This window comes from Salinibacter pepae (genome assembly GCF_947077775.1).
GTDB classification, from domain to species: Bacteria; Bacteroidota; Rhodothermia; order Rhodothermales; family Salinibacteraceae; genus Salinibacter; species Salinibacter pepae.
On the sequence record NZ_CAMTTE010000001.1, the window covers coordinates 1,788,914 to 1,809,312 of the forward strand.

General features: G+C 68.2%; 18 protein-coding genes. 12 read left to right on the forward strand and 6 right to left on the reverse strand.

Going from position 1 to position 20,399, the window contains the following annotated elements:
* Positions 1 to 202 precede the first annotated feature (202 nt).
* From OJA40_RS07455 to OJA40_RS07465, 3 genes are all read right to left on the reverse strand, one after another.
* Positions 203 to 2,779, reverse strand: a complete 2,577-nt coding sequence (locus OJA40_RS07455) for a S9 family peptidase (RefSeq protein WP_263810239.1) — start codon at positions 2,777 to 2,779, stop codon at positions 203 to 205.
* Between the two features lie 323 nt (positions 2,780 to 3,102).
* Positions 3,103 to 3,996: a 1,4-dihydroxy-2-naphthoyl-CoA synthase gene (locus OJA40_RS07460; RefSeq protein WP_263808826.1), complete on the reverse strand. Its 894-nt coding sequence runs from the start codon at positions 3,994 to 3,996 to the stop codon at positions 3,103 to 3,105.
* 69 nt (positions 3,997 to 4,065) lie between these two features.
* Positions 4,066 to 5,163, reverse strand: a complete 1,098-nt coding sequence (locus tag OJA40_RS07465; protein ID WP_263810240.1) for a glycoside hydrolase family 113 — start codon at positions 5,161 to 5,163, stop codon at positions 4,066 to 4,068.
* A 220-nt stretch (positions 5,164 to 5,383) separates the two neighbouring features.
* Between OJA40_RS07465 and lhgO the strand changes: the two genes are divergently transcribed.
* The 9 genes from lhgO to msrA all read left to right on the forward strand — a co-directional run bounded on the left by lhgO (position 5,384) and on the right by msrA (position 12,982).
* Positions 5,384 to 6,622 carry an L-2-hydroxyglutarate oxidase gene (gene lhgO / locus OJA40_RS07470; RefSeq protein ID WP_263810241.1) on the forward strand — a complete coding sequence of 413 codons (1,239 nt, stop codon included), beginning with the start codon at positions 5,384 to 5,386 and terminating at the stop codon, positions 6,620 to 6,622.
* A gap of 108 nt (positions 6,623 to 6,730) precedes the next feature.
* Entirely contained in the window at positions 6,731 to 7,291 is a 561-nt protein-coding gene (locus OJA40_RS07475; protein ID WP_208427247.1) for a peroxidase-related enzyme, read from the forward strand.
* 273 nt (positions 7,292 to 7,564) lie between these two features.
* The gene (locus OJA40_RS07480; RefSeq protein WP_263808829.1) at positions 7,565 to 8,437 is read left to right on the forward strand and encodes a class II glutamine amidotransferase; all 873 of its coding nucleotides are present in this window, start codon (positions 7,565 to 7,567) and stop codon (positions 8,435 to 8,437) included.
* 46 nt (positions 8,438 to 8,483) lie between these two features.
* On the forward strand, positions 8,484 to 9,242 hold the full coding sequence (locus OJA40_RS07485; RefSeq protein WP_263808357.1) for a flavodoxin family protein: 759 nt from the start codon (positions 8,484 to 8,486) through the stop codon (positions 9,240 to 9,242).
* Between the two features lie 141 nt (positions 9,243 to 9,383).
* Positions 9,384 to 9,917, forward strand: a complete 534-nt coding sequence (locus tag OJA40_RS07490; protein WP_263808358.1) for a hypothetical protein — start codon at positions 9,384 to 9,386, stop codon at positions 9,915 to 9,917.
* Between the two features lie 103 nt (positions 9,918 to 10,020).
* Complete coding sequence (locus OJA40_RS07495) at positions 10,021 to 10,608, forward strand: TetR/AcrR family transcriptional regulator (protein WP_208427722.1); 588 nt, start codon at positions 10,021 to 10,023, stop codon at positions 10,606 to 10,608.
* A gap of 134 nt (positions 10,609 to 10,742) precedes the next feature.
* A complete protein-coding gene (locus OJA40_RS07500) occupies positions 10,743 to 11,267 on the forward strand; it encodes a carboxymuconolactone decarboxylase family protein (protein ID WP_208427721.1) in 525 nt (174 codons plus the stop codon).
* A gap of 212 nt (positions 11,268 to 11,479) precedes the next feature.
* Positions 11,480 to 12,190 (forward strand): peptide-methionine (S)-S-oxide reductase, encoded by a 711-nt coding sequence (locus tag OJA40_RS07505; protein ID WP_263808359.1) that lies wholly within the window; start codon positions 11,480 to 11,482, stop codon positions 12,188 to 12,190.
* Between the two features lie 99 nt (positions 12,191 to 12,289).
* Positions 12,290 to 12,982, forward strand: coding sequence for a peptide-methionine (S)-S-oxide reductase MsrA (gene msrA, locus OJA40_RS07510; RefSeq protein ID WP_263810242.1), 693 nt, complete (start codon positions 12,290 to 12,292; stop codon positions 12,980 to 12,982).
* A 24-nt stretch (positions 12,983 to 13,006) separates the two neighbouring features.
* Here msrA and OJA40_RS07515 read toward each other — a convergent pair whose 3' ends face one another.
* Both OJA40_RS07515 and OJA40_RS07520 read right to left on the reverse strand, forming a co-directional pair.
* Positions 13,007 to 14,440, reverse strand: a complete 1,434-nt coding sequence (locus OJA40_RS07515; protein WP_208426996.1) for a Na+/H+ antiporter NhaC family protein — start codon at positions 14,438 to 14,440, stop codon at positions 13,007 to 13,009.
* An 87-nt stretch (positions 14,441 to 14,527) separates the two neighbouring features.
* Positions 14,528 to 15,214, reverse strand: a complete 687-nt coding sequence (locus OJA40_RS07520) for an SDR family oxidoreductase (RefSeq protein WP_208426997.1) — start codon at positions 15,212 to 15,214, stop codon at positions 14,528 to 14,530.
* Positions 15,215 to 15,617: 403 nt separating this feature from the next.
* Here OJA40_RS07520 and OJA40_RS07525 point away from each other — a divergent pair, with 403 nt between their 5' ends.
* Together OJA40_RS07525 and OJA40_RS07530 are read left to right on the forward strand one after the other, a co-directional pair.
* Positions 15,618 to 17,246 carry a sodium:solute symporter family protein gene (locus OJA40_RS07525; protein ID WP_208426998.1) on the forward strand — a complete coding sequence of 543 codons (1,629 nt, stop codon included), beginning with the start codon at positions 15,618 to 15,620 and terminating at the stop codon, positions 17,244 to 17,246.
* Between the two features lie 148 nt (positions 17,247 to 17,394).
* Positions 17,395 to 18,144 (forward strand): SDR family oxidoreductase, encoded by a 750-nt coding sequence (locus OJA40_RS07530; RefSeq protein ID WP_208426999.1) that lies wholly within the window; start codon positions 17,395 to 17,397, stop codon positions 18,142 to 18,144.
* A 35-nt stretch (positions 18,145 to 18,179) separates the two neighbouring features.
* Here OJA40_RS07530 and OJA40_RS07535 read toward each other — a convergent pair whose 3' ends face one another.
* On the reverse strand, positions 18,180 to 18,548 hold the full coding sequence (locus tag OJA40_RS07535) for a DoxX family protein (protein WP_263789375.1): 369 nt from the start codon (positions 18,546 to 18,548) through the stop codon (positions 18,180 to 18,182).
* 287 nt (positions 18,549 to 18,835) lie between these two features.
* Between OJA40_RS07535 and OJA40_RS07540 the strand changes: the two genes are divergently transcribed.
* Positions 18,836 to 20,329, forward strand: coding sequence for an HAD-IG family 5'-nucleotidase (locus tag OJA40_RS07540; RefSeq protein WP_263810244.1), 1,494 nt, complete (start codon positions 18,836 to 18,838; stop codon positions 20,327 to 20,329).
* The last annotated feature ends 70 nt before the right edge of the window (positions 20,330 to 20,399 follow it).

The window sequence follows — 20,399 nt, forward strand, 5'->3', positions numbered from 1 at the left end:
GCTGCGAGACAACAGATACTGCGGCGGGGCAGCCGGGGCGACGGCCCCGGCGTAGACACCGCACCCAACGTACAGGTCACGATCCGGAGGGGAAAGGCCTTCAGCCAGAGTTAGTCGTGCCGGGCCCCGCCGGATCTACGTTCGGGGCGCCGCACCAACAAGGCTTGGGAAAATGGCCCCGTTCCGCCTCGCCTTCCGGTCGTTAGGGCCGCTCACTGGCCGGCGTCTCCTGCTGGAGGGGCGTCACATTTGGACGGTCCCGGCCGTCGTTCAGCAGATGCTCGGCGAAGTACTCGGCCCGGAGCCAGAACCAGTAGTCGTCCATGCTGCCGTAGCCGTGCCGCTGGCCCGGAAAGACGAAGAGGTCAAACCGCTTGCCGGCCTCGATCAGTGCCTTGGCCATCCGATAGGTGTTGGCCGGGTGCACGTTGTTGTCGATTGTGCCCGTCGTCAGCAGAAGGTCCCCCTCCAGGTTGCCGGCGAGGTCCGAGTTTTTCCCGATGGAGAAGTCGAAGGAGACCTCCCCGGAGTCGGTCTCGGTCGGCTCCACGCCGTGGTGCGTCTCCGCCCACCAGCGGTTGTACACGTTGTTTTCGTGGTTGCCCGAGGAGGCCACCCCCACGTCGAACACGTCCGGGTACTGCAGCAGGGCCGCTGTCGTCAAAAAGCCGCCGCCGGAGTGCCCGTAGATGCCCACGCGATCCCCGTCGATGAAGTCGTGACGGGCCGCGAGCTGCTCGATCGTGGCCTTCTTGTCCGCGAGCGGGTAGTCCCGCAGGCTGCCGTAGCCGTAGGTGTGGTACCACCGCGAGCGATCGGGATGGCCGCCCCGATGCCCCGCCACCACCACGATGACCCCCAGCTGGGCGAGGCCCACCTCGTCCCCACTCGGGGCGAAGGCCTTCGGGACCGCCTCCGTCTGCGGGCCCGGATAGACGTAGGTGATGACCGGATACTCCTTCTCCGGGTCGAAGTCGAACGGCTTGTACATCACGCCGTGGAGGTCCGTTACCCCGTCGGCCGCCGTCACCTCGAAGGGCTCCGGCATCTGCCAGCCCGCCTCGTTTAGGCTGCTTAGATCGGCCGTCTGCAGCTCCGTCACCACCTCGCCCTCGCTGTTTCGGAGGACGGCCCGGGGGACGGTGTCCACCCGGCTGTGGTTGTCGACGAAGAACCGGGCCGACTCGTTCATCGTTGCGCTGTGGTCGGCGTCACCGGGGTTTAGGAGCTCGACCCCCGACCCGTCGAGTTGGACCCGGTAGAGGTGGTCGTAGTACGGGTCTTCGCCCGCCGCCCGGCCGTTGCCGGAGACGTAGGCAACGCCCGCCTCCTCGTCGACCGCCTCCACCGCGTCGACGTGCCAGTCGCCCTCGGTGAGCTGGGCCTCCACCGTGCCGTCCGGCCCGTAGCGGTAGAGGTGCGACCACCCGTCCCGTTCGGACAGCCAGAGCACGTCGCCGTTTGACAGCAGCTCCGGGCGCTGGGTGTGGAAGTACGTGTTGAACCGCTCCTCCACGACCGTCCGCTCGACCTCGCCCGTCTCGGCGTCGGCCACCACCAGATCCGCTTTCGTCCGGTCGCGGCTGTGCCGCTCGTACCAGAGCCGATCGGAGCCCTCCGAGAGCCAGACCCGGCGGCGCGGTGCCTCGGAGCCGGGATAACGAAACTGCCGGTCGTCGATGATCGAGAGGCTCTGATCCGTCCAGCTCGTGTCTGCGACCCGGGTCTTCTCCATCGCCTCCAGGTCGTAGACCCAGAGCTCGTCGCGCCCGACGCTGTCCTCGCCGGGCATCGGGTACTTGAAGGTCTCCAGCTCGGGCCGGTCGTTGCCGGTCGCGTGCACCACCCACAGCTCCTCAACGTCGCGCAGGTCCGACCGGACGAGCGCAAAGCGACGCGAGTCCTTCGCCCAGGAGATGTCGACCGCCTTGCGCTCCCCTTTCTCCTCCTGCTTCTTCGTGTCTGTTTTCCCCCGTCCATCGTTGTTGGCCGCGTAGCTGTAGTACTTTTCGCCGTCCTCCGTCAGTCGCGTCTCCTCCAGGTCGAGCTCCTCGACGGCTTCTTCCGCGTCCTCCCCATCCTCGCCTCGGCGGGCATCGAGCACCTTCTCGTACGCCGCCCCATCCATCATCCAGAGGTCGTAGTTGCGGGCAAAGACGACCGTCTCGCCGTCCGGGGAGACGTTGGCCCAGTCGGGATGATCGTCCGGCTCTTCGTAGTCTTCGAGCTCGCGGAGGGTCTGCGTCGTGACGTCGTACTCGAAGTGGAAGACCTTCTGCTCGGTCTCCTCGTCGGCCTCGGCGCCTTCTTTGTCCTGTTTTTGCTGGTTCTCCTCCCTGTCCTTCTCGTCCTTCACCTCCTGCGAGGAGGTCACGTCGAACTGAAGCGTATTCTCATCGACGAACCGGATGTTTTCAATGGGCAGGTGTTTGGCATCCCAAGGGTCTTGCGTGATGCGCGTGAGCTCGGATGCCAGGCGTTCACGGTCGAACAGCTCGCGCTGCGTGCCGTCGTCGGGGTCGACGATCCAGTAGCGCGTGCCCGCGGCGGTCTCGAAGTCGTACCAAAACCCCTCCCGGCCCTCGATCCACTGCGGCTCGACGGTCAGGTCGTAGGCCATGTCCTCGACCCTGTACGGGGCGAAGCGCTCGGCAAGCTCGTAGTTGGCCGCCCCCGGGCCGCCGACCCGGCCCTCTTCGTCGCCGGCCGCCTGCGCGAACGCGGGCGCCGCGGGCCGCCCCACGACCACGGCCATCAACACCGCGCTAACGAGGAGCAACGAGCACGTAGATACACGAGTGGATGCGCAACGGGATAGGAAGGAGCTTCGAACGGACGAGAGGTGCATCGACGACAACTTAGAACCGACGGGAAGGCGCGAGGACGGGATGTGAGGTGAAAACCAAACACAAGCTACATCAGAGCCTCCCTCGAACGCAACCGCCAGCGGGCTCCGTCCATGAATTGCATCCCGGCCCGAATCAGCCGCACCAGCAGACCGTGGAGACGAACCCACCCTCCGCTCCCTGCATTCCGACAGTCGTGGTGCCTGGCAGTATCACCGCGCGTTTGCCCTCGTGCCCGTGCACCATGGTGCCTTTCTCAGTAGTGCCACGGCACGTCGCTCCAGTCCGGGTCGCGGCCCTCCAGAAACGCGTCGCGGCCTTCCTGCGCCTCGTCGGTCATGTACGCCAGGCGCGTGGCCTCCCCCGCGAACACCTGCTGCCCCACGAGCCCGTCGTCGGCCATGTTGAAGGCGTACTTGAGCATGCGGATGGCCGTGGGGCTCTTGCCGTTGATGGTCTCGCCCCAGTCGAGCGCCGTCGATTCCAGCTCCTCGTGCGGCACCGCCTCGTTGGCCATGCCCATGTCGACCGCCTCGTCCGCCGAGTAGTCCTTGCCGAGGAAGAAGATCTCGCGCGCCTTCTTCTGTCCCACCTGCTGCGCCAGCAGGGCCGAGCCGAAGCCGCCGTCGAAGCTGGCCACGTCGGGGTCGGTCTGCTTGAACGTGGCGTGCTCGGCGCTGGCGAGGGTCAGGTCGCAGACCACGTGCAGGCTGTGGCCGCCGCCCACGGCCCACCCCGGCACCACGGCAATCACCACCTTGGGCATCAAGCGGATGAGGCGCTGCACCTCCAGGATGTGCAGGCGCCCGGGGCGCGTCGCGTCGGGATCGCCCGCCTCGTCCTCGTACTGGTACCCGTCTGGGCCCCGAATCTGCTGGTCGCCGCCCGAGGAGAACGCCCACTTCCCGTGCTTTTCCGAGGGCCCGTTGCCGGTGAGGAGCACACAGCCCACGTCGGGCGACTGGCGGGCGTGGTCGAGGGCCTGGTACAGCTCGTCCACCGTCGGCGGGCGGAAGGCATTCAGCACCTCGGGGCGGTCGAACGCAATCCGGACCGTGCCGTGGTCGACCGAGCGGTGGTAGGTGACGTCGTCAAAGTCAAACCCGTCGACGGGCGTCCACGCGTCGGGGGCGAACAGGTCGGAGACCATGCGAGGCTGTAGGGGTTGTGCAAAGGAGAGTGCATCGGGCGGCCCCGTTGCCGGCCGCCGCGAGGGCGCCTACGACGGTGAGGGCGCCGCGCCCGTGAACCAACGGCGCAGGACGCGCTCGGCGGGCTTGCCCTGCGGGGTGAAGGCGGTCGGCCCCTCCACCTCGGCCGGCGGGTGCCACTTCCAGATGATGCCGCCCTTCAGCCAGGGCGCCCGGCCCACGGTGGACAGGAAGGCCCGGTAGCAACGGGCCTGGAGGGCCGCGTCGGGCGCCGCGCCGTCGTCGCGCTCCGGCCATTCCCAGGGCCGCGCTGCCGCCCCTTCGGCACTCCGGTAGCCGACCTCTGTCAGGAGCACGGGGCGCCCGGTGCGCTCGTGGATCTCTGCCAGGGCCGCCCGGTGCGGGCCCCAGCCCGTCCGGAGGGCCGCGAGCGACGGGTCCGTGGCGTCCGTGAGGGGAAAGTAGGCCTGCACGCCGACGTAGTCGAGCGCGTCCCAGAACTGGATGCTGTCGTACGCCTTGTGCCAGTTGGCCGCGTAGGTGAGGGGGCCGTCGTAGACGGTGCGGGCCGCCTCGGCGAGGCCGCGCCAGAAATCCGGCCGCTCGGTGGCGGACCGGGTCAGCTCGGTCCCCAGCACGAGCGCGTCGGCGTCCACCTCCGCGGCGAGGCGGGCGTAGAGCATGAGGAAGCGGCGGTAGTCGGCCTCCCAGGCCGCCCAGTTGGCCTCGGTGTCAAAGCCGATGTCGCTCCGGTCCTGCGCCTCGTCGTACCCGCCCACCCACAGGTGCGGCTTCAGGATGACGCCCATCCCCAACGCGTCGGCCTGGCGGGCGAGGGTGCGGACGCCCCGGTGCGACTCGCTGTACCAGCCGTCGCCCGTGTCGGCCCGGACGGTCGGCACGTCGGGCGCCTTCTGCCACCCGAACGCGACCAGGGTGAGGTGCGTCACGCCGAGGTCGCGGAGCCGCACGAGCAGGCTGGAGTCGGGGCGGTTGCGGGCATCGAGCGTCACGGAGCGCACGTCGAAGATGGGCTCCGACGGCGCAAGCGTATCGGCGGCTGCCGGCGGCGCCCCGTCGGTCTTTCCGCACCCCGCCCCGGCGACGAAAAGCACGCCGAGGGCGAGCCCAGTCGCGAGACACAGACAGTGGAGCGGCTGGCGCACGGGACTGAGGACGCTGATTCGAGGACGCGTCGCCTAAACTCTCCGCGGGCTCGGGTGTTGCCTCTCTGGCGGACACGTCGCCCCTCCCGGCAGACCGGCGGGCACTCGACGGGGGCCGCTACGCACTTTTCAGTGTGCGTCGTCTTTGTACCTTAAGGCCCACGTCCCTGGAGCCTTTCGGGGCGCCTCGCGGTCTTTGCACTGGATCGATCATTGCTGTATGCCAACCTACGACGTTGCCATCATTGGGGGCGGAATTGTGGGCCTCGCCACGGCCTACCGCCTCACCGAGCAGTACCCCGACGCAGCCGTCGCCGTACTGGAGAAGGAGGACCGGGTGGCGGCCCACCAGACAAGCCACAACTCCGGGGTGATTCACTCGGGCATCTTCTACGAACCCGGCTCGCTGAAGGCGGAGAACTGCCGGACGGGCAAGCGCGCCCTCGTCGAGTTTTGCGAGCGTGAGGACGTCGACTATGAGATGTGCGGCAAGGTCATCGTGGCCGCCGACGAGAGCGAGGTCCCCGAGCTGGAGCGGATCGAGGCCAAGGGCCGCCAGAACCAGGTGGACTGTACCCGCCTCGGCCCGGAGCGCCTGCACGAGTTGGAGCCCCACGTGCAGGGCGTGGCGGGGCTCCACGTGCCGGCGGCCGGCATCGTCGACTACGAGGCGGCGGCCGAGGCCCTGGCCGCCCGCGTGAGGGACCGTGGGCACCCGATCCGGACCGGGGCCGCCGTGCGCGACCTGCACGTTACCCCAAACCACGTGACGGTCGACACCACGACCGGCGCCGTGCAGGCGCGCCATGCCGTCAACTGCGCCGGCCTCTACGCCGACCGCATCGCCGCAATGAGCGGCCAGGACCTGAACACGAAGATCGTGCCGTTCCGCGGCGAGTACTACGAGCTCGTGCCGGAGCGGCGGTCCCTCTGCGAGCGCCTCGTCTATCCGGTGCCCGACCCGGCCTTCCCGTTCCTGGGGGTCCACTTTACCCCGACGGTGGACGGGCGCGTGGAGTGCGGGCCGACCGCCGTCCTCGCGTTTGCCCGCGAAGGGTACGGCCTCACCAACATTGACGGGGGGGAGCTCCTGGAGATTCTCACGTACCCGGGCTTTCGGAAGCTGTCCGCCCGGCACTGGCGGAAGGGCCTCCGCGAGCTGCTCCAGTCGATGAGCAAGCGGGTCTACCTGCGGGCTGCCCGCCAGCTCATCCCCGAGGTGCAACTGGACGATTTCACGAAGCCCTGGGCCGGCGTGCGGGCGCAGGCCCTCCGGCGCGACGGCACTCTCGTCGACGACTTCCTCATCCGCGAGACCGACCGGGTCGTGAACGTCATCAACGCGGCCTCGCCCGCCGCCACCTCGGCGCTCAACATCGGATCGCTGATCGTAGAAAACCACCTGCGCGACCGGCTGGCTGACCTTCAGGTGTCGACTGGGGCCCTGGGCGAGGGATAGCCCTCGCTCCTCCCGCCCGGGGCCCCGGCACGGGGCGCCGTAACTGCGGAGCCGCAGCCGACACACAGCGTCCCGCGCGTCCACTCATCACCCCACACACAGCCTCATATGGCCTGGATCGACGTCATCGACCCCGAGGACGCCACCGGCGACCTCAAAAAACTCTACGACACGATCGCCGAACAGCGGGGCAAGGTCTCCAACGTCCTGACCGTGCACAGCCAGAACCCCGCGGCGCTGAAGGAGCACCTCGACCTCTACGACGCCGTCCTGTTCGGGGCCTCCCCCCTGAGCCGGGCCGACCGCGAGGCGATGGCCGTCGTCGTCTCCGCCGCCAACGAGTGCGACTACTGCGTCCGCCACCACGCCGAGGCGCTCCAGGCCTACTGGCAGGACGAGGATCGCGTACACCAGTTGGCCGACGACTACACCGCGCTCGACGCCCTCGACGATCGGCTCCGCACGGCGTGCGCCGTGGCCGAGAAGCTGACGGCCGCCCCCGGCGCCATGGCCGAGGCGGACGTGCATGCCCTGCGCGACGCCGGCTGGTCGGACCGGGCCGTGCTCGACATCGTGCTCGTGACCTCGTACTTCAACTTCGTGAACCGCATCACCAACGGCCTCGGCGTAGAGGCGACCGAGGAGGAGGCGGCCGGCTACAACTACTAACCCTGCCGGCCCCGGTCCCTCGCTCGTCGCTCGTTCCCTCCGCTGGATGGGCCACGCGCCCGGGGCCGTTCACTGAGAAAAGGGAGACGGGGCCGGACCACAGATGCGGGCCCCCACCGACCGGGCACGGCCCCCCTCCTCCTGACAGCCCACGGCGCGCGTCCGCTGCGAGGACCGTTTTGAGAGTCCGGTCGGGGCCGTGTAACACACTCCTCCAACCGCCCTGCGTAGGGACGCTTCGCCGAGCTCTACTCTGGACCCTCTACCACCCGCATGTGCCGACTCTACGGCCTTCAAGCCACCCACCCGACCCGCTCCGCCTGCGAGCTGCTCGACGCCCAGAACGCGATGATCCAGCAAAGCCGCAAGGACGCCCGTGGCCTCTCCAACCCGCACGGCTGGGGGATGGGGCAGGTCACCGACGGCACCACGTCGTGCTTCCGACAGGTAAAGCCCGCTTCGGAAAGCGAGTCGTACCGGGACGAGGCCCTCCAAACTGAGGGGACCACCGTGCTGGCCCACGTCCGGCGGGCCACAGTGGGCGACCCGTCGCACGCCAACACCCACCCCTTTCGGCACGGCCCCGCGCTTCTGATCCACAACGGCCACGTGCCGGCCTTCGACGCCGTCCGGCCGCACCTCCTGGGCCGCCTGTCCGACGAGCGGGCCCGCTACGTTCGGGGCACGACCGACAGCGAGCACGTGCTCGCGCTCCTCCTGCAGCTCCGGGAGGAGGCGCCCGACGCCCCACTGCACGCGGTGACCCGGGCGGCCCTCCAGCAGGTTCAGTCGTGGGTGGCGGCGGAGGCCGCCGACGCGGAGCCCGCTCCCACCGACGCCGACACGCAGGCCCTCTCCCACGACGAGCTGGAGCACATCCTCGCCCTGAACCTGCTGTGGACCGACGGGACGGCCCTCGCTGGCTCCCGACTGAACCGCACCCTCTGGATGCTCGACCGGCCTACCGTCCGGGCCTGCCCGCTCTGCGGGGAGGAGCACGCCGCGCCCCCGGAGGCCGAGGACTACCGCGCTACGGTCTTCGCCTCCGAGCGCATCACCGACGAAGACTGGACCGAAGTGCCCAACGGCGCCGTCTTCTCCACCGCCCCCGACGCCACCCCCCACCTCGAACCCCTCGACACCTGACGGCTCCCCCCAACCCTCCACCCTCCACTCTCAACCCCCACCCCCCATGTCCCTCAACGACACACAGCAGGCCCTCTGCGACGAGTCCGACACCGACTTCTCCGCCCTCAGCGCCCTCTTCCTCAACTGCACGCTCAAGCCCTCGCCCCAATCGTCGCACACGCGGACCCTGATGGACACGTCCGCCGCCATCATGCGGGAAAACGACGTGGACGTCGACATCGTGCGGCCCGTCGACCTGGACCTCGCGCCCGGGGTCTACGGCGACATGACCGAGCACGGCGCCGACGCCGACGACTGGCCGGCCCTGTACCAGAAGGTCCTGGGCGCCAACATCCTGGTGCTGGGCTCCCCCATCTGGCTCGGCGAGAAATCCTCCGTCTGCCAGCGCGTGATCGAGCGGCTCTACGGCAACAGCGGCGACCTCAACGAGGACGGGCAGTACGCCTACTACGGCCGCGCCGCCGGCTGCCTCATTACCGGCAACGAGGACGGGATCAAGCAGTGCGCGATGGGCATCCTCTACGCCCTCCAGCACCTCGGCTACACGATTCCGCCGCAGGCCGACGCCGGCTGGATCGGCCCGGCCGGCCCCGGCCCCAGCTACGGTGACGAGCGGGACGACGGCTCCCGCGTGGGCGTCGACAACGACTTTACCCAGCGCAACACCACGTTCATGACGTGGAACCTGATGCACACCGCCCTCCGGCTCCACGAGGCCGGGGGCGTCCCCGCCCACGGCAACCAGCGCTCGGAGTGGGAGGCCGGCTGCCGCTTCGATCACCCGAACCCGGAGCACCGATAGCGGCTCGCCCCCCCTGTGCGCCCCTCTCCAGAGGCCGCCTCCGGGCGGACATGTAACGCTGGCGGCGGCTGGTGACCTGAGTCCGTGCACGCTGAGTGCGAACGCTTGCACGAACTCCCCTCACAATACCCCCCTGATATCATGCCCTCCACCGCAGCATCCCCCCCACGCCCCACCGCGGGACCGGCCCTCCGCCGCGAGGTCGGGCCCTGGGACTGGGTCCGTGGGGCCTTCGGCGGCTTCGTCGGAAGCGTGGCTTTCGGCCTCTTCATGGCGTTTATCATGCCCCCACCGATGCTCGAGGTCGTCATTCCCAATCTGTACGGCATCGGGGCCACCCCCGAGGCTCCCGCCCCCCTCGCCGGCTGGGCGTTCCACCAGTTCCACGGCGTCATGCTGGGCATCGCGTACGTCGCGTACGTAGAATACCCGTCGGTCGCCGACTGGATGGCGCCGCGGAGCCTGCAGGGCGGCCTGGTGCACGGCCTAACCTGGGGCGTCGTCACGACGATCGCCTTCCCGATTCTCGTGATGCCCCTGTGGCTCCAGGCCGCCGGATTCGCGGGCGCGCCGCCGTTCCCGAACGTCGGCTTTCCCGCCACGCTCCTCGGCCTGACTGGCCACGTCATCTACGCCGTGCCCACGGGCATCCTCTACGCCCTGTACCGGAGGTAGCCGCGCACTGCCGTCTCTCCTGTGACTCGGGCCGCCGGAACCTTCCTGTAGGTACGGTATTCCGTTCGTTGCTTACCAACCAGTAAGTAACTGCGCCCGTCACATGGAGGACGCCCCGGATACCGACCGTACCCCCACGGCCACCCGCATCCTCGATACGGCTCAGGACCTGGTGCAGCGGCGCGGCTACAACGCCGTCAGCTACGGGGACCTCGCCGACGAACTGGACCTCACCACGACGGCCATTCACTACCACTTTCCTGCCAAGGCCGACCTCGGGCAGGCACTGGTGCGCCGGTACCGGCGGCAGAGCAGCCAGACACGGGCGGCCCTCGAAGACCAGCACGAGAACCTCCGCGAACGGCTCGTGCAGTACGTCGAGCTCTTTTCGGGGATTCTGGAGAACGGTGGGCTCTGCCTCTGTGGAATCCTCGCGGCCGACACGGAAACGCTCCCGGATAAGGTGCAACGGGAGACCCAGCGGTTTTTCGCCGAGCAGGAGGACTGGCTCACGACAATCATCGGGGCGGACTCGTCCGGCGGTGCGGGCCTGCAGGGCTGCCCCTCTCCACGGGCCACCGCCCGGGTGCTCCTGGCCGCGGTCGAAGGCGCCATGCTCACGACGCCACAGCGGGATCCGGAGACGTACACCGATACGCTTCGCCGTCTCATCGACTCGATTGTAACGTAGCCGGCAGCTCCACCACAGAGAAACAGCAGAAGGAACCTCCTGCTGTCCCGTATTTACTTACCTACTAGTAAGTAAATTAGCAGGACAGCCTCAATCCGCACTCACACCCACGCATCCATTCACTCTACCTCGTTATGGCTACGACCACCGCTGAAGAGACCGCTGCCGAGCAGGTACACGAGAAGGCCGAACAGGCCCTCGGCTTTGTGCCCAATCTCATCACGGAAATCACGGAGGAGAACCCCGCCGTCGGGGACGCTTACCTGACGTCGCAGGGCATTGTGGAAGAGGGAGGCGTGCTCTCCGCGGCCGAGCAGCAGGCCGTCATCCTCGCCGTCTCCAGCTACAACGACTGCCACTACTGCACGAAGGCCCACGCCGTCGCCGGGCAACAGGCCGGGCTCGACGCCGAGACGACCGCGACGATCAACGAAGGGGGCCTTCCCGACGACGACCGCCTGGGCGGCCTCGTCCGCGCCACGCGCCGCATTCTCGGCAAGCGCGGCTGGCTCTCCGACGTCGACGAGGCGGAGTTTGCGGACCTCGGCCTGGAGCGCCCGGAACTCTACGAGATTGTTGCGCTCGCCGGCATCAAGACGATCAGCAATTACGTAAATCACATTGCCGACACGGAAGTCGACGAGCCATTCCAGACGTAGGGTCTGGCCCTTCATGTCGGGGACTGTTTGACGCCCCCACCAAGACGGCGGCAATGGATCGCCGCCGACCGAGTGCGCCGGCCTCCCCCCTCGGGGGACGGTCGGCGTTTTTTGTTGGGGCGACGCCCCGTTTCTCCAGGCCGGCCCCCCCCGACCGGACTGCGAAATCAACGTCGCTGTCCGCACGTTCGACGAGCAACCCGCCGCCCCTGATGGCACCCCCGACCGACCCAGCGATGCAGCCGCCCCCGATGGACCGGACCGCTCGGACCGACCTCGAGGCCGCCGTCGTGGCCCTCGGGTGTTTCTGGGGCGTGGAGGCGGCCTTCGGGGCGCTGGACGGCGTGGTCCGCACCACAGTCGGCTATGCCGGCGGGCAGGCGTCCGATCCCGCGTACGCCACGCTTGGGGACCACGCCGAGGCGGTACGGATCGAATACGACCCGGCCCGGTTCCGCTACACCGCCCTCCTGGATCGCTTCTGGTCCCTGTTCGATCCGACCCTCACGCCCGCCAAGCGCCGGTACCAGCCCCTGCTCGTGCCCCAGAACGCAGAGCAGGCGGAACAGGCGCGGGCCGCGTGTGCCAACGCCGTCGCGCAGGACGAGCGGGCCACGCGTGTTGAGGTCGTTGGCGACGGTGCATTCTGCGCCGCCGCGCTCCGACACCAGAAGCACCTGCTTCGGCGCCACGACGACGTGACGGCCGCCCTCCAGGCCCGGCTCCCGGACGCACGAGCGCTGGTGCGATCTCCCGCGGCCACGCTCGCCACCGGCTACCTCGGCGGCCACCGCCATCCCTCCCGCCTCGCCGACGACCAAGACCGACTCGGACTTCCCGCCGGCGCCCTCTCGACCCTCCGTGCGGCGGCCCGGCGGCACGGAAGCTGGGGCACCTTCGTACAGGCAGAACGATCCACGTAGCGTCGGGACCTCCTTCGTGCCCCTCCGTGGACCCGCCGAACGCTCACCGGGGCCGTCGGGGAATTCTCGCGTTCGCTTCTCCATGCCTCTCTCCTCCCCATGCCCTCTTCCTCGACACCCCCCGCCGACGCCTCGATGGACATGCCGCCCATGGACCGCCGTGCCCCGGCCGACCTGTCCCACGCCGCCTTCGGGCTGGGGTGCTTTTGGGGCCCGGACGCCCTCTTCGGCGCCCAGGCGGGGGTGGTGCGCACCACGGTGGGGTACGCCGGCGGCGGATCCCCCAATCCCACCTACGAAGACATTGGCGACCACGTCGAGACCGTCCGCGTGGCGTACGCCCCGGATCAGATTTCGTACGCCGACCTGCTGGATCTCTTCTGGGCCGCCCACGACCCCACGCGGGCGCCGCTGAAGCGACAGTACCAGTCGGCCCTCTTTCCCGCCACGCCCGAGCAGGCCGAGCAGGCCCGTGCGTCGAGATCCGATGTCGCCGCCAGGCACGACAGCGCCCTCAGCACCGAGATCATCGAGGCCGCCGCTTTCACCCGCGCGGAGCCGTACCACCAGAAGCACAAGCTCCGCCGCCACGCCGCGGTCGCCGACCCGCTTCGGTCCGTGTACCCGGCGGATCGGGCCTTTGCCGATTCGCCCGCCGCGGCCCTCGCAAACGGCTACGTCGGCGGCCACCGCGCCCCGACCCGGCTCACGGACGACGCGGCCCGCCTCGGCCTGCCCACAACGGCGACGGAGGCCCTTCGCACGATCGCCGAGGATCGCCATCGGGCGTGAGCGAGGCGTCGTCGCCGGGGGGAATCATCCGGCGAGCAGGCCCGCCACCACGAACGCGACGGCGGCCAGCCCGGCCTGCACGAGGGCGTAGGGCATCTGCGTGTTGACGTGGTCCACGTGGTCGGACGCCGCCGCCATCGACGAGATGATGGAGGTGTCGGAGAGGGGCGAGGTGTGGTCCCCAAAGATCCCCCCGGACAGCACGGCCCCGAGCATGAGGGACGCCGGCAGCGCAATCTCGACGGCCAGCGGCATCACCACGGGAATGAGGATCGCGAAGGCGGTCCACGACGAGCCGAGCGTGAACGCCACGAAGCTCGTCACCGCAAACACGAGCACGGGCATCCACCAGGCCGGGCCCTGCTCGCCGACGAGCTGCACCACGTAGTCGCCCATCTCGAGCGCCTGGGAGACCTGCCCAAGCGCAAACGCGAGCACCAGCAGCAGCGTGACGGGCACGAGGCCGGACGCGCCCTTCACGACCCAGTCCATCGACGTGCCCAGCGTGAGGGTGGCGCGCCCCTCCCGGAGCGGACGCGGGAGGGCGTAGAGCAGCAACGCCGCCCCGAGGGCCGTCCCCACCGCCCACAGCACGGCCGTCGAGCCGCTCCCCTCCATGAGATTGCCCCCGCCGGTGACGTACAGCCCGACGAAGATCATCGCGACCATGACGGCGACGGGAAGCAGCAGGTTGCGTGCCTGCGGCGTCACGTGGCCGGGCGGCTCGATGCGGGCCACGTCGTCCTCAATCATCGGCTGGGCGTCGGGGCGCAGGACCTGCCCGGTGTCCGCCGCCCGCTCTTCGGCCCGTCGCATGGCCCCGAAGCCCCAGCCCGTCAGCGCCAGCACGAGCGAGAAGCCGATCGCGAACAGGGCGAAGAAATTGAAGAGCACCGCCTCGGCCAGCACGGCCACGGCGTTTTGCGACAGCTCCTGGGCCCCGACCAGGCCCAGGACGAAGGCGCCCCACCCGTTGAGCGGGACCGACATGCAGACGGGCGCGCAGGTGGCGTCGCAGTAGTAGGCCAGCTTCTCGCGGGGCAGGCTGAGGCGGTCGAACAGCGGGCGGCTCACCGCCCCAACGGTCAGGGACGAAATGTTCGACTCGACGAAGAGAACCACCCCGATGCCCCACGCCAATAGCTCGGCCCCGCGCCGGCTCTCCCCCCAGCCGCGGGCCCGCGCCCACTTGATAAAACCCTGCACCCCGCCTGAGGCCTGGACCAGCGCCACGAGCCCGCCCACCAGCAGACAGAACACGAGGATGCGGGCGTTGCTCTCGGTCGTGAAGACCGTCACGATCTGGTCGGCCAGCTCGCGGAGGCCCAGCACCGGATTGCCCCCGGCCAGGATGGTGGTGCCCAGCCAGAGCCCGGCAAAGAGCGACAGGTAGATCTGCCGGGTCCACATCGCAAGTCCAATCGCCACGACGGGCGGCAGCAGAACGATCCAGTCCATTCAAACACTACGTCCCTGGAGGAGTCCCGTCGACGAGGCCGGCGCCGCCGGGTGTACCGAAAAGGAGGATGACCGTCACGGGAGGCACTACGACGTTGCGCGGACCTTCAGCTCCGGCACGTGGCCGCGCGGGCTGCGGGTGGCGGCGTAAAGCATCGCGTCGGCCAGCTCGCGCGGGTCGACCCAGGTGGACGGGTCGGCGTCCGGCATCGCCGCGCGGTTGTCCGGCGTGTCCACGACGCCCATCGGGTAGAGGACCGTCGTGCGCAGGCCTGCGCCCCGTTCTTCGAGCCCCAGGGACTTGACGTAGGACGCCACGGCGGCCTTCGACGCCCCGTAGAGGCCGGCTTCGGCCTGGCCCTCCAGTGCCGCCGGTGCGGACACGCCGAGCAGAAAGCTGCTGTCCGCCCGCGTGAGGAAGGGCACCGCCGCACGGGCCGTGTTGAAGAGGGTGCGGAAGTTGAGCTCCATCATGCGGGCGTAGTCGTCGGCCGTCGACTCGACGGCCTGCTGCATCGCAAACCCGCCCGCGATGCCAAGGACGGCGTCGAGCGCCGCCTGCTCCTCCCAGACATCCGCGAACGTCTCCATCGTGGCGTCCGCGTCGGTCAGGTCGACGTCAAAGACCTGCGCGTCGGGAAAGGAGGCCTCCAGGGTGGCCCGGTTCTCGGCCCCGATGTCGATGAGGGCAAGGTCCCAGCCCGCGTCGTCGAAGACCTCGGCGGTCACGGAGCCGATGACGCCGGCGGCCCCAGTGATGGCTACGGTGGGCATAGCGATCGAAGCATTGATCTGTGGGCAGTGCGTGTGCCCCCAACGTACCGACTGGAACGGTTCGGGTCAACGAGCCGGAGCCTCCGCGTCGGGCGCGCCGAAGATACCGGGGCAGAGCGGTTGGTCGCAGGCGAACGTTATGTCTTTCCACAACACCACACGGCATTCCTCTGTGCCGAGTCCATACTCCCTCACTTCATATTCACACCTGTATGAAGGTCTGTAACAATCCGGAATATGGACGGCAGATCGCCCAAAACGGTGGCGACTCGTCGAACGAACCTATACGTTTGGTCGTGGTCTTGCAGGTGCGGAGGCGCTACGAGCACCGTCGGACTGTGCACGCCGGCCCGCAAGCAGTCGTGCGGCACGGGCTCTCTTCCATCACACCGATTCTCAAGGGATGAGTGAACTAGCGATCTACTGGGTCTTCGCGGGGGCGTTCTTGGCAAGCATGGTCGCCATCGGCGCCTACCAGTTTATTGGCCTCCGGACGGTGGACGACCGGGGGGAACGGGCCTTCGACTTCTGGATCGGCGAAGGAACGGTGCCGGGCTGGTGGACGGCCGCCTCCCTGGCGGCCGGCTGGCTTTTGCTCGGCTGGATGACGTGGCAGATGTACCTCTGGTACGCCTACGGCCTCGGGGCCATCTGGATCTTCACGATCCCCTGGCTCCTGTGCACCGTCGGGCTCCTGTTCGTGCCCAAGCTGTTTCGGCGGTTTCCGGGCGTCTCGATTCCCGAAATCCTCCGCTTCCGCTTCAACCGCATGACGCAGACGCTCCTGGGGCCCGTGCAAAGCTTTGCGTACCTCACGTGGCTGGCCGCCGAAATCTACGTGCTGAGCGCCGTGCTGTCGAAGCCGCTGGAGGTCGGCATCGTGACGATGGCCATTATCGTGAGCATCACGTTCGGCATTTACGTGACCATGGGCGGCTTCCGCTCCGTCCTGCGCACGGACCTGATCCAGTTCGTCTGCGCGGCGATCATGCTCGTGGCCCTCTCGGTGTTCGGCATCATGGAGGCCGCGGCCCTCTCGGGCGGCTTCGGACAGATCGTCGCTCAGATCAATGAGACGCCGCCCGTCTACGCCGATCACTTCTGGGACTGGGACTCGCCGGGCTACTCCTACATGTTTGCGTCGCTCCTTATCTACACGCCCGGCTTCATCACCCTGCAGGGGGCATGGCAGCGCGTGATGGCGACCTCCACCGAGACGGAGGCCCAGAAGGGAATGTGGTGGAACGTCACGTTCAACGTCATCATCGTGGTCCTCATGCCCACCCTCATCGCCGTGGCGGCACTGGTCGTCTTTCCGCCCGTCGGCGGCGAGATTCCGAGCGAGGTCGGCAGCTTCGGCTACTTCATCTTCTCGTCGATGATCACGGAGCTGTTTAGCAACCCGATCGTCGCCGGGGCGCTCATCGTGGCGCTCATGGGGATGGCGCTCTCGTCGGTCGACACCTACGTGAACGTCTGCGCCATGAACCTCACGAAGGACGTGCTGGAGCCGCTCGTATTCGAGCGATACGACGTGAGCGGACAGGCTCGCCTGAACACCGGCCGCGCCGTAACGGCCGGCTTCATCGGCATCTCGCTCCTGTGGGCGTTCGAGTTTCCGGGGCTGTTCGACATGTACTTCCTGTCGAGCGCGCTCATCTCGGCGACGACGGCCGTCGCCACGTTTAGCGCGTTTTCCAAAAAGCCGACGACGCTCTCGGCCTACCTGGCCATCATCTTCGGCACCGTCGGCATCTTCCTGTTCTTCTTCCTCGGCAAGTACGAGATGCTGGGCTGGCTGCCAACGTGGCTCACCAACTCGGGCCTGGCCTACGGCGTGATCGGACTCGCCCTTTCCATCATCGGCATCTTCGTGGGCATCGCCTTCGGCACGCCCCCGAGCGACCGCGTGCTCGAACGCTACGACGGAGACTACTACTCGGGGCGCCGCGAGATGTACGAGCTGAACCAGCAGCTGAAGCAGGAGGAGAAGGAAGAACGAGAGACGGCCGCGGCGGCCCCCTCCGCGTAGGCGTTCGGCGATGCGGGGCTACTCGCCCCCCCAAGCGCTCCTGCTCCCTGGCCGAACTGCCCCTCACCGCCCCCTCCGATACGCCTGTCCCGGGCTTCTCTTGTCGGACAGGCCCAATGCGTTTCCAACCACAATCCGTTCCAACTCCATGACCGACCTCACGGGAACATCCGCCATCGTCACCGGCGCCTCAAGCGGCATCGGCGAAGCCACCGCACACCGTCTTGCGCAGGACGGCGTGTCCGTAGCGCTCGCCGCCCGCCGCGCGGAGCGCCTCAACACCCTCCGCGACGACATCGACGCCGAGGGCGGCACCGCCATCGTCTGCCCGACCGACGTGACCGACCGGGACCAGGTGCAGACCCTCGCCGACGCCACCCTCGACGCGTTCGGGAGCATCGACATTCTGGTCAACAACGCCGGCATCATGCCGCTCTCCCTCATGGAAAACCTCCACGAGGACGAGTGGGAGCAGATGGTGGACGTGAACGTGAAGGGCGTGCTCCACGCCGTGGGCGCGGTGCTGCCCGCGATGATGGAGCAGGGGCACGGACACATCGTCAACATTTCCTCCGTGGCCGGGCGCCGCACCTTTCCCGGCAGCGCCGTGTACTCGGGCACCAAGTTCTTCGTCCGCGCCCTCTCGGAGCGGATGCGCAACGAGCTGGCGCCGTCGCACAACATCCGGGTCACCTCCATCGAGCCCGGCGCCGTGGACACGGAACTAACCCACACCATCACCGACGAGGACATCCTGGCGGGGATGGGCGACATGCAGGACGAGATGCAGATGATGGCGTCCGCGGACATCGCGGACACGATCCACTACGCCCTCACGGCCCCCGAGCACGTGGACGTGGAGGAGCTCCTCGTGATGCCGACCGACCAGCAGGGGTAGTCGCGTCGACGCTTCCAAGTGCTCCGATCGGCCCGTTACGCCCTTATTCGGAGTCCAAGGGCCCAGTAGATCCAGCCGACGAGGGCGACCTGAAGCGGCAGGCGCAGGTAGAGCGCCCACGCCGGGATGCCTTCGAAGTCGGCCGGGTGGAGCGCCATGTGTACGTTGGCGGGGAAGACGGCCAACGCGAGCAGGATGAGGCCCCACCCAGCGTACTCGCGCGATTTGGGGATCAGCACGCCCAGGGCGCCCAGCAGCTCGGCGGCCCCGCTCACGTACACCAGCACGTAGGGGGCCGGCAGGGACGGCGGGACAATGCGCGCAAAGGCCGACGGCCACACGAAGTGGGCCGTGCCCGCCGCGGCAAAGAGCAGGGCAATGAGGCACACGGAGAAACGGTGCATGGGGGCGGATCAAATGAACGTGAGAGCACAGGGGGCAGGGGCGGGACCTGGAGCCAGAGGATCGCACCCGCGTGGCCGTGGTGCGTGCCCAATCCGGGCAGGGGCCTGATGCAGATGTGCCCAGGCCGGCACACAGCGCCTTGACACTCCGTCAACCAGGAGTGCCCCGCATCCCTCTGTTTGACTGATCGTTTCGTAACGAAGCAATCCGGAGGCCCCCGCGTTTGTGAGGGATCCGAGTATACACTCCCTCCTCCGCCGCGCTTTTCTCCGACCCGCTTCGTTTCATGGACGCCACCGATTCCTCCCGGGGCCTCTTCTGCAACCGTACCCTCAACCTGCGGGGCATTCAGGCCATCGGGTACGACATGGACTACACGCTCATCCACTACCACATGCGCAAGTGGGAAAAGCGCGCCTACACGTTCATCCGGGAGGGCCTCCAGGCGAAGGGCTGGCCGGTAGACGATCTGCAGTTTGACCCGGAGCTGGCCATTCGCGGCCTCGTAATCGACGTCGAGCGCGGCAATGTGGTGAAGGCCAACCGGTTCGGGTACGTCAAGCGGGCCTTCCACGGCACCACCCCCCTCGGTTACGAGCGACAACGCGACGAGTATCAGCGCACGCTCGTCGACCTCGGGGAGGACCGCTGGTACTTCCTCAACACGCTTTTCTCCATCTCGTCGGCCTGCATGTACATGCAGCTGGTGGACCTGCTCGACGCCGACGCGCTGGAGGGCTCCATGGGCTACACCGATCTCTGGGAGCGCGTACAGCATACGCTCGACGAGGCCCACATGGAGGGGCGGCTCAAGGAGGCCATCGTCCAACACCCGGAGCGGTTCGTGGACCTCGACCCGCAGATGCCCCTCACCCTTCTCGATCAGAAGCGCGCCGGGAAGAAGCTGCTGTTGATTACCAACTCCGAGTGGAGCTACGCCCAGCCCATGCTGGCGTACGCCTTCAACGGCTTCCTTCCCGACGACATGACGTGGCGGGACCTCTTCGACCTCTCCATCGTGGGGGCGCGGAAGCCGGACTTCTTTTCGGTCGACATGCCGGCCTTCCGCATTGAGCGCGACGACGGCCTGCTGCGGGAGCACATGAACGGCCCGCTGGAGGAGGACAGCGTGTACGTGGGCGGCAATGCCCCGCTCGTGGAACGGTCGCTCGGGCTGCGGGGCGAAGAGATCCTCTACGTGGGCGACCACCTGTTTGTGGACGTCAACGTGTCGAAGAAGGTGCTGCGGTGGCGCACGGCCCTCGTGGTGCGGGAGCTGGAGCAGGAAATCGAGGCGTTTCAGTCGTTCGCCGACCGGCAGGCCCGCCTCTCGCGGCTGATGGAGCAGAAAGAGCAGTTGGAGGCGGAGTTCTCGGCCAAGCGCCTGCAGCGTCAGCGTCTGCACGCGAACTACGGGGAGACGGACGGCCAGGACGTGGAGGCCCTCGAACAGGAAATGTCGGCCCTCCGCACACGCCTCACCGCCCTCGACGAGGACATCGCCCCCCTCGCCAAGGCCTCCAGTCAGCTCGTCAACGAGAACTGGGGCCCCCTCATGCGCACCGGCAAGGACAAGAGCCTCTTCGCGCGGCAGGTGGAGCGCTACGCCGACGTCTACACCGGGCGCGTCTCCAACTTTCTCCACCACACCCCCTTCACCTACCTGCGCTCCCACCGGGGCAGCCTGCCGCACGACGAGGCCGCCGAGCGGGACCCGCAGTACGAGTCCCTGACCTCCGGCTACGAGTGGGACGAAACGACCGCCAAGGAGCGCGGGTGAGGAGGGCGGGAGTGCAAAGGAGCGGGGGAAGGAGAGAGTGGGCCCGGGGAGGACGGGGCGGCGACAGCCC